Source organism: Sphingomonas oryzagri, from assembly GCF_029906645.1.
In the GTDB taxonomy this organism is placed as follows: domain Bacteria; phylum Pseudomonadota; class Alphaproteobacteria; order Sphingomonadales; family Sphingomonadaceae; genus Solisphingomonas; species Solisphingomonas oryzagri.
The window spans coordinates 183,508-196,544 of sequence record NZ_JARYGZ010000003.1 but is presented as its reverse complement, the minus strand read 5'-3'; the positions used below and the strand labels follow the sequence as shown (position 1 = coordinate 196,544).

14 protein-coding genes are annotated in these 13,037 nt (G+C 67.3%); 3 read left to right on the top strand and 11 right to left on the bottom strand.

Annotated features, from left to right (window positions below; genetic code table 11):
• From QGN17_RS17985 to QGN17_RS17975, 3 genes are read right to left on the bottom strand one after another with little or no spacing between them, the layout of a single operon-like run.
• Complete coding sequence (locus QGN17_RS17985) at positions 1 to 402, bottom strand: EVE domain-containing protein (RefSeq protein ID WP_281045977.1); 402 nt, start codon at positions 400 to 402, stop codon at positions 1 to 3.
• A gap of 4 nt (positions 403 to 406) precedes the next feature.
• Entirely contained in the window at positions 407 to 817 is a 411-nt protein-coding gene (locus tag QGN17_RS17980; RefSeq protein WP_281045976.1) for a PaaI family thioesterase, read from the bottom strand.
• On the bottom strand, positions 817 to 1,257 hold the full coding sequence (locus QGN17_RS17975) for a PaaI family thioesterase (protein ID WP_390902716.1): 441 nt from the start codon (positions 1,255 to 1,257) through the stop codon (positions 817 to 819). Before QGN17_RS17975 ends, QGN17_RS17980 begins: the two co-directional genes overlap by 1 nt.
• A gap of 104 nt (positions 1,258 to 1,361) precedes the next feature.
• Here QGN17_RS17975 and QGN17_RS17970 point away from each other — a divergent pair, with 104 nt between their 5' ends.
• Both QGN17_RS17970 and QGN17_RS17965 read left to right on the top strand, forming a co-directional pair.
• Positions 1,362 to 3,110, top strand: coding sequence for a DUF885 domain-containing protein (locus tag QGN17_RS17970; RefSeq protein WP_281045975.1), 1,749 nt, complete (start codon positions 1,362 to 1,364; stop codon positions 3,108 to 3,110).
• A gap of 117 nt (positions 3,111 to 3,227) precedes the next feature.
• The gene (locus tag QGN17_RS17965) at positions 3,228 to 4,205 is read left to right on the top strand and encodes a phosphatase PAP2 family protein (protein WP_281045974.1); all 978 of its coding nucleotides are present in this window, start codon (positions 3,228 to 3,230) and stop codon (positions 4,203 to 4,205) included.
• A gap of 1 nt (position 4,206) precedes the next feature.
• Here the strand turns inward: QGN17_RS17965 and QGN17_RS17960 are convergent, their stop codons facing one another.
• From QGN17_RS17960 to QGN17_RS17930, 7 genes are all read right to left on the bottom strand, one after another.
• The gene (locus QGN17_RS17960) at positions 4,207 to 4,932 is read right to left on the bottom strand and encodes a hypothetical protein (RefSeq protein ID WP_281045973.1); all 726 of its coding nucleotides are present in this window, start codon (positions 4,930 to 4,932) and stop codon (positions 4,207 to 4,209) included.
• Positions 4,933 to 5,012: 80 nt separating this feature from the next.
• Positions 5,013 to 6,398 (bottom strand): efflux transporter outer membrane subunit, encoded by a 1,386-nt coding sequence (locus QGN17_RS17955; RefSeq protein ID WP_281045972.1) that lies wholly within the window; start codon positions 6,396 to 6,398, stop codon positions 5,013 to 5,015.
• Positions 6,399 to 6,415: 17 nt separating this feature from the next.
• Positions 6,416 to 7,297, bottom strand: a complete 882-nt coding sequence (locus QGN17_RS17950) for an HlyD family efflux transporter periplasmic adaptor subunit (RefSeq protein WP_281045971.1) — start codon at positions 7,295 to 7,297, stop codon at positions 6,416 to 6,418.
• Positions 7,294 to 7,509, bottom strand: coding sequence for a DUF1656 domain-containing protein (locus QGN17_RS17945; protein ID WP_281045970.1), 216 nt, complete (start codon positions 7,507 to 7,509; stop codon positions 7,294 to 7,296). The genes QGN17_RS17950 and QGN17_RS17945 overlap by 4 nt, the downstream gene beginning before the upstream one ends.
• Positions 7,506 to 9,572 carry an FUSC family protein gene (locus tag QGN17_RS17940; protein WP_281045969.1) on the bottom strand — a complete coding sequence of 689 codons (2,067 nt, stop codon included), beginning with the start codon at positions 9,570 to 9,572 and terminating at the stop codon, positions 7,506 to 7,508. The genes QGN17_RS17945 and QGN17_RS17940 overlap by 4 nt, the downstream gene beginning before the upstream one ends.
• Complete coding sequence (locus QGN17_RS17935; RefSeq protein ID WP_281045968.1) at positions 9,569 to 10,027, bottom strand: MarR family winged helix-turn-helix transcriptional regulator; 459 nt, start codon at positions 10,025 to 10,027, stop codon at positions 9,569 to 9,571. Before QGN17_RS17935 ends, QGN17_RS17940 begins: the two co-directional genes overlap by 4 nt.
• Before the next feature lie 37 nt (positions 10,028 to 10,064).
• Positions 10,065 to 10,964, bottom strand: a complete 900-nt coding sequence (locus QGN17_RS17930) for a LysR family transcriptional regulator (RefSeq protein WP_281045967.1) — start codon at positions 10,962 to 10,964, stop codon at positions 10,065 to 10,067.
• Positions 10,965 to 11,077: 113 nt separating this feature from the next.
• Here QGN17_RS17930 and QGN17_RS17925 point away from each other — a divergent pair, with 113 nt between their 5' ends.
• Positions 11,078 to 12,574, top strand: a complete 1,497-nt coding sequence (locus QGN17_RS17925) for a CoA-acylating methylmalonate-semialdehyde dehydrogenase (RefSeq protein WP_281045966.1) — start codon at positions 11,078 to 11,080, stop codon at positions 12,572 to 12,574.
• A 97-nt stretch (positions 12,575 to 12,671) separates the two neighbouring features.
• Here the strand turns inward: QGN17_RS17925 and QGN17_RS17920 are convergent, their stop codons facing one another.
• Positions 12,672 to 13,001 carry a GIY-YIG nuclease family protein gene (locus QGN17_RS17920; RefSeq protein ID WP_281045965.1) on the bottom strand — a complete coding sequence of 110 codons (330 nt, stop codon included), beginning with the start codon at positions 12,999 to 13,001 and terminating at the stop codon, positions 12,672 to 12,674.
• Positions 13,002 to 13,037: the final 36 nt, after the last annotated feature.

The window sequence follows — 13,037 nt, the reverse complement described above, 5'->3', positions numbered from 1 at the left end:
TCAGCCTTCCGCCATCTTGAGCAGCAGCGCCCATTCGTCCGGCTCCACCTTCGAGACGGACAGGCGCGACTGCTTGAGCATCATCAGCTCGGCAAACTTCGGCTCGGCCTTGATCGCAGCGAGCGTCACCGGATGCGCCAGCGGGCGCACCGGCTTCACCGCGACGCTCGCCCACTTGCCGTCGTCGCCGTCGGGCTGCCAGGTGCGCGTCACCGCCATGATGCCGACTGCCGCCTTCTCGGTGTTGGAATGGTAGAACAGCGCCTCGTCGCCGACCGCCATCTCCTTCAGGAAATTGCGCGCGGTATAGTTGCGCACGCCGTTCCACTCGGTCGCGCCGTCGCGGACCAGATCGTCCCATGAATACGCGTCCGGCTCGGACCGCAGCACCCAATAGGCCATGTGCTTATCCCTCTCCCGTAGCCTTGGGCCGGCGCACCATCAGGGTCATGCGCGCGGACGCGATCAGCTTGTCGCGATCCTCCTGCCAGGCGAAGGCTTCGACATTGGCGATGCGGGTGCCGAGCCGCAGGATGGTCGCCGCCGCGAAGGTCTCGCGCTCGCGGCCGCCGCGCATGTAATCGACGGTGACGTTGATCGGCTTGATACTGACGCCCGGCTCGTCGCGCAGCCTCTCGAGCACCGTGCCGAGCGCTGCGATCTCCAGCAGGCCGGCGATCGCGCCGCCGTGCAGAAAATGCGGGCGCCCCATCACGGACACGGCGAAGGGCAGCCGGAACAGCGGGCCGTCCTCCCCCGCCTCCGCCGAAATGCCGAGGAAGCGCGCGTAGGGCGGCAGCTTGGGCACTCCCGCCATCACGCCGCGTCCGTCATCATGAAGGTGCCGGCCACGTGCGCGATCGGATCGTCCGGATCGCCGTCATGCGCCATGCCGCGCACGAAGGCGACGCGGCGGGTCAGCCGGTAACATTCGCCGCGCCCCACCACGCTGCGGCCCGGCGTCGCGGCGCGCAGGTAATCGACGCGCAGGTCCAGCGTCGCCTGCGGGGCGAGCGCGCCGCGCCGGACCCAGATCGCCATGCTCGTCGCCATGTCCATCAGCGTGATGATCGGGCCGGAGGCGAGCACACCCGTGGTCGTGTCGCCAACCAGATCCTCGCGATAGTCGATCGCCAGTTCCATCCAGTCGGCCCCGTGCGCGACATAACGCGCGCCGATCGCGGCATTGTGGCCGAGCGAGGTGACCATGCGCGTGGCGGCGACGGGATCGAAGGTGCTGGGCGTGTTTCCTGCCATGCCATCGCGATAGCCGCCGCCCGCGCGGGCCGCAATGTCGCCGGCGGTTGCGATGGCGTGAGACGCGGGGCAAGGTCGCCCCGTTCCAGACGGGGAGTTTGCCGATGCGTCGTTCCGTGTTCCTGCTGCCACTGCTGATCGCGGCGGCTCCCACACCCCAGGCATCGCACGGCGACTGGAACGCGCGCTTCCTCACGCTCTCCAACGACGAATATCTCTGGCGGCTCGCCGACAGCGGCCAGCCGACCGAGCGCGGCCCGGCGGCGATCATGCCGCCGCACCTGCCAGACGTCTCTCCGCAGGCGCAGGCGGCGCGCGCCGCCCGGTGGAACGACACGCTCAAGCAACTCGATGCCATCCCGCAATCGGCGCTGACGCCGGAGAACCGCATCAACTACGCCGTCTATCGCGGCCAGATCGAGGCGCTCGCCGCCGAGCAGCATTTCCGCGAATGGGAGAAGCCGGTCAATTCGGACTCGCCCTTCTGGCAGGTCGACGTCGATCCCAAGCCGCTGCGCAGCGAGCAGGAGTATCTCAACTACATCAGCCGGCTTTCTGAAATGCCGCGCTATATCGACCAGCAGATCGCCAACATGAAGGCGGGCGAAGCACGCGGCTTCACTGCCCCCAAGGCGACACTGGAAGGCCGCGACGGATCGATCGCGGCGGTGGCGGACGCGAAAACCGCCGAAGAGACCGGCTGGTGGGCGCCGTTCAAGGAGATGCCGAACACCATTACTGCCGCGCGGGCGGAGGAGCTTCGCAAACAGGCTCGTTCGGTGATCATGGCGAAGGTGGTGCCGGCCTACGCCAAGCTGCTCGGCTATTGGAAGGCCGATTACTTCCCCCATGCCAACCCGGTGCTGGCGGCCGAGAAGCTGCCCGACGGCGAGGCCTATTACGCGTCCAAGATCCGCGAATTCACCACGCTCGACATGACGCCGGACCAGATCCACGCCTACGGCTTGCAACAGGTCGCCTCGATCCACGCCGAAATGCTGGAGGTGATGAAGCAGACCGGCTTCAAGGGCGATTTCCCGGCCTTCCTCCAGTTCCTCCGCACCGATCCGCAATTCTACGCCAAGACCCCGCAGGCCCTGCTCGATCGCGCCGCCTGGGCCGCCAAGATGTTCGACGGCAAGGCCTCGACCTGGTTCGGCCACCTGCCGCGCGCGCGCTTCGCGATCGTGCCGGTGCCGCCGAGCATCGCGCCGACCTACACGTCCGGTCGTGGCGGGCCGGGCGTCTACCTCGTCAACACCTACGATCTGCCGAGCCGCCCGCTCTACCAGCTGACCGCCCTCACCCTGCACGAGAGCGCGCCGGGCCACGCTTTCCAGATCCCGCTGGCGATGGAGAACAAGGACCAGCCGCGCTACCGTTCCGAAGGCTATATCTCGGCCTATGGCGAGGGCTGGGCGCTCTATTGCGAGCGGCTGGGCGACGAGATGGGCATGTACCAGACGCCCTACGAGAAGTTCGGAATGCTGAGCTTCCAGATGTGGCGCGCGGCGCGACTGGTGGTGGATACCGGCGTCCATCATCTCGGCTGGACGCGCGAACAGGCGCAGAAATACCTCCACGACAACACCGCGCTCGCCGATCACGACATCGAAACCGAGGTGGATCGCTACATCTCCTGGCCCGGCCAGGCGCTGAGCTATTATCTGGGCGAGAAGACCATCCGCGACGACCGCGCGCGGGCCGAGAAGGCACTGGGGCCGAAGTTCAACATCCGCGCCTTCCACGATGCGATCCTGCAGCTCGGGTCAGTGCCGATGAGCGTGGTCGATGCCCGCACCGACCAATTCATCGCGGAGGGCGGCAAGGGGCCGTATCCCGACGAGGAATGATCGCCACCCCCTTATAGTCGCAATCAAGGCTGCAACAGACTGCAACATTTGAAGCCTCTACTGCAGCTGGATTTTCGCTTTAAGACTCTCTCAATTGTATTTTGGTCTTAAAGCGCCATGACCAAGCACATCCCCGTCCCGATCGAGGTGACCTTCACGGCCGGCATGGCGCTGCTCATGTGCGCCTTGTCGCTGTGCTACGGACTGCCCATCCGGCTTCCGTCCGGGCAGGGCGCCCAGATGATGGGCATCCAGCTGACGCTGCCGCTGCTGGGCATCGGGGTGTGGCTGGCCTGCGCGGTCATGGCCAATCGCTCGACATCGCCGTGGCGGCCGCTGATCGCGTTGCTCTGCTATGCGGCGATCGGCATCGTGCATTTCAACCTGAAGCTCTGGGTGCCGTTCATCCGGACGACCAGCTACGACGCCTTCTTCTGGCAAATCGACGAGATGGCGCGACCGGTCGTCGATCTGTGCATGGCTCTGCGCGTCGCCCTGCGGCCGATCCTCCATTACTGGAAGGGAATCTACCTCTGGTCGTTCATGGTCATGTTCTACCTGAGCTTCGGCTATCACGCGATCCGCACGCCGGACACGTTCCGCAAGCTGTTCCTTTCGGTCATCTTCCTGCAGGGACTGGGCGCCATCGGCTATCTGCTGCTGCCTGCTGTCGGCCCCTTCGTCTACGAAGCAGGGACGAGTGCCTCGATCACCGCCGCACAGCACGAGATGCTGGCGCTCCGGCAGATGTCGGTGGCGGCGGGGCCACAATGGCTGGCGGACAACGGATCGCTCAACCTGTTCGCCGGGCTGGGCGCGATGCCCTCGCTCCACGCCGGTTTTTCCTATCTCTTCCTGTGGTTCGCCTGGCGGCACGGCCGGCCGCTATTGCCGACCTACATTCCGATCTTCGGCTATATCATCGTCACGGCGATCGCCAGCCGGTGGCACTATCTGATCGATCTGCCGGTGGGCATCGCGCTGGCTCGCGGAGCGATCTACATGGCCTATCGGGCCGACCGGTCGACCGTCGAGGGGAGCACCGGGCCGGAGCCGAGCGCGCTACCGGCGTCGCCCGAGCCGCTGGCCGCCTAGCTCACCCCGGCGTCAGGCAATTGGTGATCACCGCCAACACGTTCTGCGGGTAGATCGGCGTATCCATGGTGTGGAGGATCACCGGGCGGTGGATCCGCCCCAGTACCGGCTCGTAATCCTGCGTCACCGCGACGGCATAAACCGGGTGGCTGTTCACGAAATCGAGCCAGTCGCGGTCATGCGTCTGGTAGATGGCGAAGATCGGCCGCCTGAACCCCATTGCCAGCACCGGCTGATATTCGTCGGCGCCGTAGATGAAGGGATCGATCCGATCGCGCAGATCGGGCGCCATTTCCATCACCCGGCGCAGCCCGCTGACATTGTTCGTCTTGAAGTCGGTGATGAGCCGCGCATCCTTGTGCGCGCGCAGCCAGGTGACGACATCCGACAGCATTGCGCCACGCGGATCCATCAGGTCGTAATAATCGTGGCCGGCGCGGACGATACCGAAAGGCAGCTCGTGAAAATCCATCTCGAACGTCCGCAGCCCGTGGCTGTAGGACAGGTCGAGCGCCGCGATGCTGTTGGCATAGGTGCGGCCGGGCAGCCCACCTGCCGCGTGCGCAATCAGCGTGGGTTCGCCCGACACCGGAATATATCGGGTACAACCCGGCTCATGCCGGGTCGCGGGCACGAACGGTAGCCGAACCAGCGCGCCGACGAGCACGGCGCCGAGCAGCCAGGGGCGCAGCCGACTCCAGCGGCTCTGCAGGGGGGCCGATGCCATATCCATATCCGATCGGACTAATCCCTTAATACTAACGAGATTTCACCAAAAGGGATCAGCTATTGGTCTAACCGAGCGGTTCACTCCTCCCAGCCGCCGCCAAGCGCGAGGAACACGTTGACCTGCCGGTCGATCAGCGTCGCGCGCGATTGGGCGAGCGCGGCCTCGGCCTCGGCCAGATTGGCCTGCGCGGTCAGCACGTTGAGCACGTCGGTACGGCCGTAGCGGAACAGCTTGTTTGCCTGCTCGGTCGATTTCTCGGCATCATTGCGCGCCTGGTCCAGCGCCTCGTCATGCTGGATCTCGCGGGCATAGGCGTCGAGCGCGGTCTCCGTCTGGCGCAGCGCCTCGATCACGGTGCCGTCGAATTTGGCAGACGCCGCGTCCGCCGTGGCGCCGGCCTCCGCGATCTGGGCGTGGATCAGCTTGCGGTTAGGAAAGGCCCAGCTGATCAGCGGCCCGGCATAACCGCCGAAGCTCGGCCCGGTGAAGAAATTGGACAGCGAATTGGCGAGACCGGCCGATCCGGCGAGCGCCACCTGCGGATACAGCTTCGACATCTGCACGCCGATGCCGGCGGTGGCGGCGGCGAGCTGGCGTTCCGAGGCGCGGATGTCCGGCCGGCGGCGGATCAGCGCAGTGCCGTCGCCGATCGGCAGCGGCTGGCCGAGCTTGGGCGGCACGATGCAGCTTTCCAGCTCCTTGGGATAATCGGCCGGCGCGCGGCCCATCAGTGCGCCCAGTTCGTAGAGCGAGGCCTGCCGGGCCGCCTCGATCTCGGGGATGGCGGCGGCGCTCTTGTCGGCGGCGGTGCGCGCGCGCGTCACGTCGAATGCGGTGCCGCGCCCGCCCTTGAACAGCCGGGTGATCGAGCTGAGCGTCTGCGTCTGGATGTCGAGCACGTGCCGCGTCGCCGCCAGCGTGAGGTTGGCCGAGCAGACATCCGCATAGTTGCGCGTCACCGCCGCCGCGATCGTCACGCGCACCTGGTCGCGCGCCGCCTCGACAGCCTCGCGATTGTCCTTCGCCGCCTCGATGCCGCGCCTGATGCCGCCCGCCAGATCGAGCGGATATTCGATCGAGGCCGAGGCGACCGCGCTGTAGGAGAGATCGAGCGGCACCGTCAGCGTATAGCCGCCGACATCCGCACCGAACGCCGCCGCCTCCAGCTTGGTCTGGACAGTCCGGCCCGCCTCGACCTCGCGCACCACCTCGCTCGCGCGGCGCAGGTTGGCGTCGGCCGCGCGCAAATCGGTATTGGCGGCCAGCGCCTCCTGCACGTAGCCGTCGAGCCGGGAATCGTTGTAGAGGCGCCACCAGTGATCGGGCAGCGGCGCCTGATCGAACGCCGCCTCCTGCCCGCTGATGAAGGGCCGGTTGGCCGACGGCGACTTCGCCATCGCCTTGTCCGGCACATGATAGTTCGGGCCGACCGTGCAGCCCGCGAGCAGCGACGCGATCGCCATCGATGCGGAAGCGCGCCTCACTTCGTCTGGCCCGGCTCGGGCAGGATGGTGATGGTCGCGGTGCGGCCCGCGATCAGCTGGGTGCCGACCGGCATGCGATCGACGTGGATACGCACCGGGATGCGCTGGGCGAGGCGCACCCAGGAGAAGGTCGGGTCGACCTCGCGCAGCTGGTTCGCGGTACTCTTGCTCTGGTCGTCGGCGATGCCGGCCGCGATGCTGTCGACATGGCCGTCCATGTCGTGCTCGTCGCCCATCAGGCGGATGCGCGCCTTGTCGCCGACATGGATGTGGCGGAGCTTGGTTTCCTCGAAATAGCCTTCGATCCGGATCGAATCGGTATCGACCAGCGCCATCGCCTGCGATCCCGGCCCGACATAATCGCCGGGGTGGAGATCGAGATTGGTGACGATGCCGTTGACCGAGGCGCGCACCGTGGTGCGGTGGACATTGAGCTGCGCGGTCTGCTTGGCCGAGATCGCGGCGTCGAGCGCGGCCTTGGCGGTCTGCACGGCGGCGACATTCTCCTCGTGCGTCTCGGTCGCGACGAGATCGCCGAGCGCGATGTCGCGGCGCGCCACCTTCTGCGCCTGATCGTATTTGGCGCGCGCACTGGCGATGCTGGCATCCGCCTGGCCCAGCGCATCAGCATAGCGGGGCATGTCGACGACGAAGAGCAGGTCGCCCCTGTGGACGATCTGGTTGTCGCGGACCGCGACCGAGGTGACCAGCCCGCCGACGTCCGGCGCGACGCGCACTACGTCGGCACGGACATGGCCGTCGCGCGTCCACGGATCGGTCTCGTAACGGCGCCACAGGGCGATCGCCACGATGATGGCGGCGACGACGATCAGCGCGGTGACGATCCAGCGCAGCACGGCGGAGACGATGGGGTTCATGATTGCAGTCCGTGATGCGCGGTGAGGAGCACGGCGAGGCCGAGCAGGAGGATGAAGAGGGCGAGATCGACCAGCGGCCGGTAGGCGACGAAACGGTAGACGCCGATGATCTGGAACAGTCGGCTCAGCACGCCGGTAACGCCCAGCGCGAGCAGGCCGAACAGCAGCAGGGGCGGGAAGAAGACCCCGCCGATCGAGATTTCGCCGATCATGCCGCCGCTCCGTAGGCCGGCGCCGCCGGGAACAGGTTGCGGCGCAGACTGGTGAGCAGGATCAGCCCGTCGCGGCGGCGCGACGGCTCCTCGTCGCGCGCGAAGACGGCGACCGCGCGATCGATGTCGTCCAGCACCTCCGGCTTCGGCGGCCCCGCCTTCGACGCGCGCAGGTGGGCGAAGTGGTCGCCGACGCTGCCGAGCGTCTCGGCGATCAGCACCCTCTCCTCCTCGGTCGCGCCCTTGCGCAGCAGGTCGAGCTCACCCGCGACGAAGCCGATGCGCATGTCGAGCAGCGCATCGAGCAGCGGCTTGCCGGGGTCGACGCCCTTGCCCATCGCCGGCAGCATCAGCCCGACCCGATCGAGCATCAGCGCCATCCAGCGCGCCCCATCCGGCGCCCGGCCCCGCGCGCGGCGAGCCACATCCCGCCAGCCCGCTTTGGCGAGCCGCGCGAAGCGATCCTCCGCACCGATCGTGATGAACAGGCCGACCGTCGACATGGCGAAACCGATACCGATGAACTGCGCGATCGCGCCATTGAACTGCGGGCCGAAATCGGGCGTGTAGCTGGCGTTGAGGCCGACGGTCGCCGGAAAGCCGATCAGGAAGCCGACGCCCACCGCCGCCGTCGTCGGCTTGCCCATCATCACGCCCATGATCAGCAGCATCGGCGCCAGCACCGCCGCCAGCGTCACGAAATCGGTGACGCGCGGCAGCACGGTGTAGGCATAGAAGATCGACGCGACGAGGCCGATGGTGGAGCCGAGCTGCATCCTGCCGATCGCCGCGCGCGGATTGTCGAAGCCGCCGAACAGCGCGCAGGCGATGCCCGCGATCAGCACCGCGCCGCCGCCATCCTTCCACGCCGTCGCGATCCAGAAGGTGCAGCCGATCGCGATCGTCGCGATCGTGCCGAAGGCGGATCGCATCGCCAGCCCGCGATCGAGATGCAGCGGGCGCCGGCTGGTCGCGCGGAGCAGCTCGGGGATGCGCGGCGAAATGGCGGTGAAACTCGGCGAGCGGACCTGATCGCGCAGCAGATGCGCGTCGCGGAGCGACGCCACCAGCTCGGCGAGGCGCGACAGCAGGTTGAGCAGCAGCATGTCGCGCCAGACGAGGGTCGTCTCCGGCCCGGTTTCGGGCGTCTGTCGCGCGATCGGCTCCAGCGCGCGCGCCTCTGCGATCAACGCGTCGGCCGACGCCTCGCGATCGGGGCCGGCACATTCCTGATCGATCCACCCGCGGACCCGCGTCACGAGCGCCGAGACCGGCTCGGGCACGCCGCCGGGGCAGCCTTCCAGTTCGGCCAGCCGATCCTCGATGGTCGAGGCCAGCGGCAGCAGCATCGACAGCCTGTCCTGCAGGGCGCGCACGGTGCGCACCCGCGGCAGGATCCGCTCGGTATCGAAGGGGAGGTGGATCGACAGCTGGTGCAGTTCGGCGACGTCGATCGCGAGCCTGCGCCGCTCGATATCGAGCCGCGCCTCGCGCGCGCCGGCGAGCGAGGCGATCGACCAGCGCCGGGCGTCCGCCAGGATCGCGTCGATCCGCTTGAGCAGCAGCGACGTCACCGATCGGGGAAAGATGATGCCATGGATCAGGCTGGCAGACAGGATCCCGATCGTGATCTCCTGCACACGCAGGATCGCCGTGTTGAAGATCGTGCCCGGCACCTGGACGCTGGGGATACCGATGATGCTCGCCGTATAGCCCGCCAGCAGGAAGACATAGGCGCGGGGCGTGCGATCCAGCTGGGCGAGATAGATGCACAACCCCAGCCATAGCGACAGCGCGAGGGTGAGCACCGCCGGCGCATTGACGAAAGTCGGCACCAGCAGCACCGACACACTGGCGCCGAGCACCGTGCCCGCCAGCCGGAACACCGCCTTGGACAGCACGGCGCCGGACAGCGGCTGCGCGATGATGTAGGAGGTCACCACCGCCCAGAACGGCCGGTTCAGGCCGATGCGCAGCGCGACATAATAAGCCAGCATCGCGGCGACGAAGCATTTGACCGAGAAGAGGACGGCATCCGCATCCGCCCGGACCAGCGTCTTCACCGGGCGCGCTCGCGCAGCAGGAGCATCCGCTGGTCGATCAGCTGCAGAACGCCCTCGGCCACCGCCAGCGCCGAATCCGGCACACCTTCCGTCAGATCGCGGCGCAGCGCCGCCAGCGCCTCCTCGATCCGCTCGACCAGCGCGCGACCGCTCTCCGTCAGGCGGACACGATTGGTGCGGCGGTCGGCGACGTCGGGCGTGCGGCTGAGCAGCGCCGACGCCTCCAGCTGATCGAGTACCCGAACGACCGACGCCCCCTGCATGTCCAGCTCCGCGACGAGCTCCGCCTGGCGGACATCGTCACCCAATCGCCCCACATGAAGCAAGGCCCAACCTGCGGCGCTCGACAGGCCGGAATCGGCCAGCGCGCGGTCGGCCGCCGCACGCCAGCGGCGCGACAGCGGCAGGATGCGGCGCCCGAAAGCGGCCTCCAAGGCATATCGATCCAAATTCATTAGTTTCCTAATGATATGGCTCGCAATGTTTTTCAACCTACTTTTTGAACGCCTTGCCGAGCAGGGTCGGCTGCGCCGCCGAGACTTCCTCGCGCAGCCATCCGATGAACGCTTCGATCCGCGCGACGCGGCGCATGTCGCGATGGACGACCAGCCAGAAGCTCCGCTCGATCGCGACCTCCTGCGCCAGCAGGCGGACGAGCGCCGGATGACGGTCGCCCATGAAGCAGGGCAGGATGCCGCACCCCGCCCCGCCGGCGATCAGCAGGGCCTGGGCGGAGATGCTGGAGGAGCGGATCGCCGGCTCCAGCCGCTCGTCCACCTCGGCGAGATAGCGCAGCTCGGGCGCGAAGATCAGGTCGGGCACATAGCCGACCAGCCGCCGCCGGGTCAGCGCTTCGACGCTTTCCACCGGCCCGGTCGCCGCAAGATAATCCGCGCTCGCATAGACGCCGAGCCGATAGTCGGTGAGCTTGGCCGCGATCAACGGCCCGCCCTTGGGCCGCGCCAGCATGATCGCAATGTCCGCCTCGCGCCGGGAGGGATTGAGGAAGCCGGTCGACGCGATCAGATCGAGCGCGATGCCCGGATGCGCTTCGGTGAAGCCGGGCAGGCGCGGCGCCATGAAGCCCATGCCGAAGCCTTCCGACACGCTGATGCGGATCGTGCCGCCCAGCCCCGCGCCGCTCTCCGCCTGCTGCGCCACCGCGCGCGCACCCGCCTCCATCGCCTCGGCATGGGCGAGCAGGCGGTGGCCGCTTTCGGTGAGGGTCTGGCCGGTGGCGCCATGCTCGAACAGGGTGGTGGCCAGCGCCGCCTCCAGCCGCTGGATGCGGCGCGCCACGGTGGTCGCGTCCTGCTCCACGAGCGCGGCGGCACGGGCCAGCGTTCCCGAACGCGCCAGCGCGAGGAAGACGCGCATGTCGTCCCAGTTCATCGTGTCCGCTCCTCGTCCTGCATATTTGCAGCCTTGCCTTGCAGTTCGGCGATCTTGCCTGCGCCTCTGCATAGGCCCATGGCGGTGGAAACGACAATCGAGGAGAGTCGCAGATGCACGACGTCGGCCACATGATCGCAGGTGCCACCGAGACGGAAGCCGCCCGCTACGGCGACATCTTCGATCCCAACAGCGGCAAGGTGCAGAAGCGCGTCGCGCTCGGCACGCAGGCCGATCTGGAGAAGGCGATCGCCGCCGCGCAGGCCGCGCAGCCCGCCTGGGCCGCGGTGAACCCGCAGCGCCGCGCCCGCGTGATGTTCAAGTTCAAGGAACTGGTCGAGCGCGACATGGACAAGCTCGCCCATGTCCTCTCCTCCGAACATGGCAAGGTGATCGCCGACGCCAAGGGCGACATCCAGCGCGGCCTGGAGGTGATCGAATTCTGCTGCGGCATCCCGCACGTGCTGAAGGGCGAGTTCACGCAAGGGGCCGGCCCCGGCATCGACGTGTGGAGCTTCCGCCAGCCGCTCGGCATCGGCGCGGGCATCACCCCGTTCAACTTCCCGGCGATGATCCCGCTGTGGATGTCCGGCGTCGCGATCGCCACCGGCAACGCCTTCATCCTGAAGCCGTCCGAGCGCGACCCGTCGGTGCCCAACATGCTGTGCGAGCTGTTCCGCGAGGCGGGGCTTCCCGAGGGCATCCTGCAGGTCGTCCATGGCGACAAGGAGATGGTCGACGCGATCCTCGATCATCCGGCGATCTCGGCCGTCAGCTTCGTCGGCTCGTCCGACATCGCGCACTACGTCTATTCGCGTGGCGTCGCGGCCGGCAAGCGCGTGCAGGCGATGGGCGGCGCCAAGAATCACGGCATCGTCATGCCCGACGCCGATCTCGATCAGGTGGTGAACGATCTCGCCGGTGCCGCCTTCGGTTCGGCGGGCGAGCGCTGCATGGCGCTGCCGGTGGTGGTGCCGGTGGGCGAGGACACCGCCGAGCGGCTCAAGGCCAAGCTGATACCGGCGATCGAGGCGCTGCGCGTCGGCGTCTCGACCGATCCGGATGCGCATTACGGACCCGTGGTCACCGCCGCGCACAAGGCGAAGATCGAGAACTACATCCAGATGGGCATCGACGAGGGCGCCGAGCTGGTCATCGACGGGCGCGGCTTCAAGCTGCAGGGCCATGAGGAGGGCTTCTTCGTCGGCCCGACCCTGTTCGATCGCGTGACGACCGACATGCGCACCTATCAGGAAGAAATCTTCGGCCCGGTCCTCCAGATCGTCCGCGCCAAGGATTTCGAGGAGGCGGTGGCCCTTCCCTCCAAGCACCAGTACGGCAACGGCGTCGCGATCTTCACGCGCAACGGCCACGCCGCCCGCGAGTTCGCCGCGCGCGTCAATGTCGGCATGGTCGGTATCAACGTGCCGATCCCGGTGCCGGTCGCCTACCACACGTTCGGCGGCTGGAAGCGCTCGGCGTTCGGCGACACCAACCAGCACGGCATGGAAGGCGTGAAGTTCTGGACCAAGGTCAAGACCGTCACCGGCCGCTGGCCCGACGGCTCCGCCCAGGGCGACAGCAGCTTCGTCATCCCCACGATGGGGTGAGAAGGCGGCTGATGCGTCTTTCACCCGTCATCCCGGACTTGATCCGGGATCCAGAGCCACAGGCGGCTTCGTTTGAGGCTCTGGATCCTGACTTTCGTCAGGATGACGAAGAAGGGGTAGGTGACGCAAGAGGATCGAAACCGAGATCTTCGGCGAGATCGCGCCACAGCGGGTTGTCTGCCTCGATAAGCTCGATCTTCCAGATGCGGCGCCAATTCTTGAGCTGCTTTTCCCGCAGGATTGCGCTCTCCATCGTCTCGTGCATCTCGAACCAGACGAGGCGGGAGACTTCGTATCGGCTGGTGAAGCCTTCGATCTCCTTGGCGCGGTGCTGATAGAGGCGCGCCATCAGATCGGATGTGACGCCGATATAGAGGGTGCCATTCCGGTCGTTGGCGAGGATATAGACGGCGGGCTGCTTCGGCATGGGGCATTGTTCGTGGCTCTGGATGCCGGATCAAGT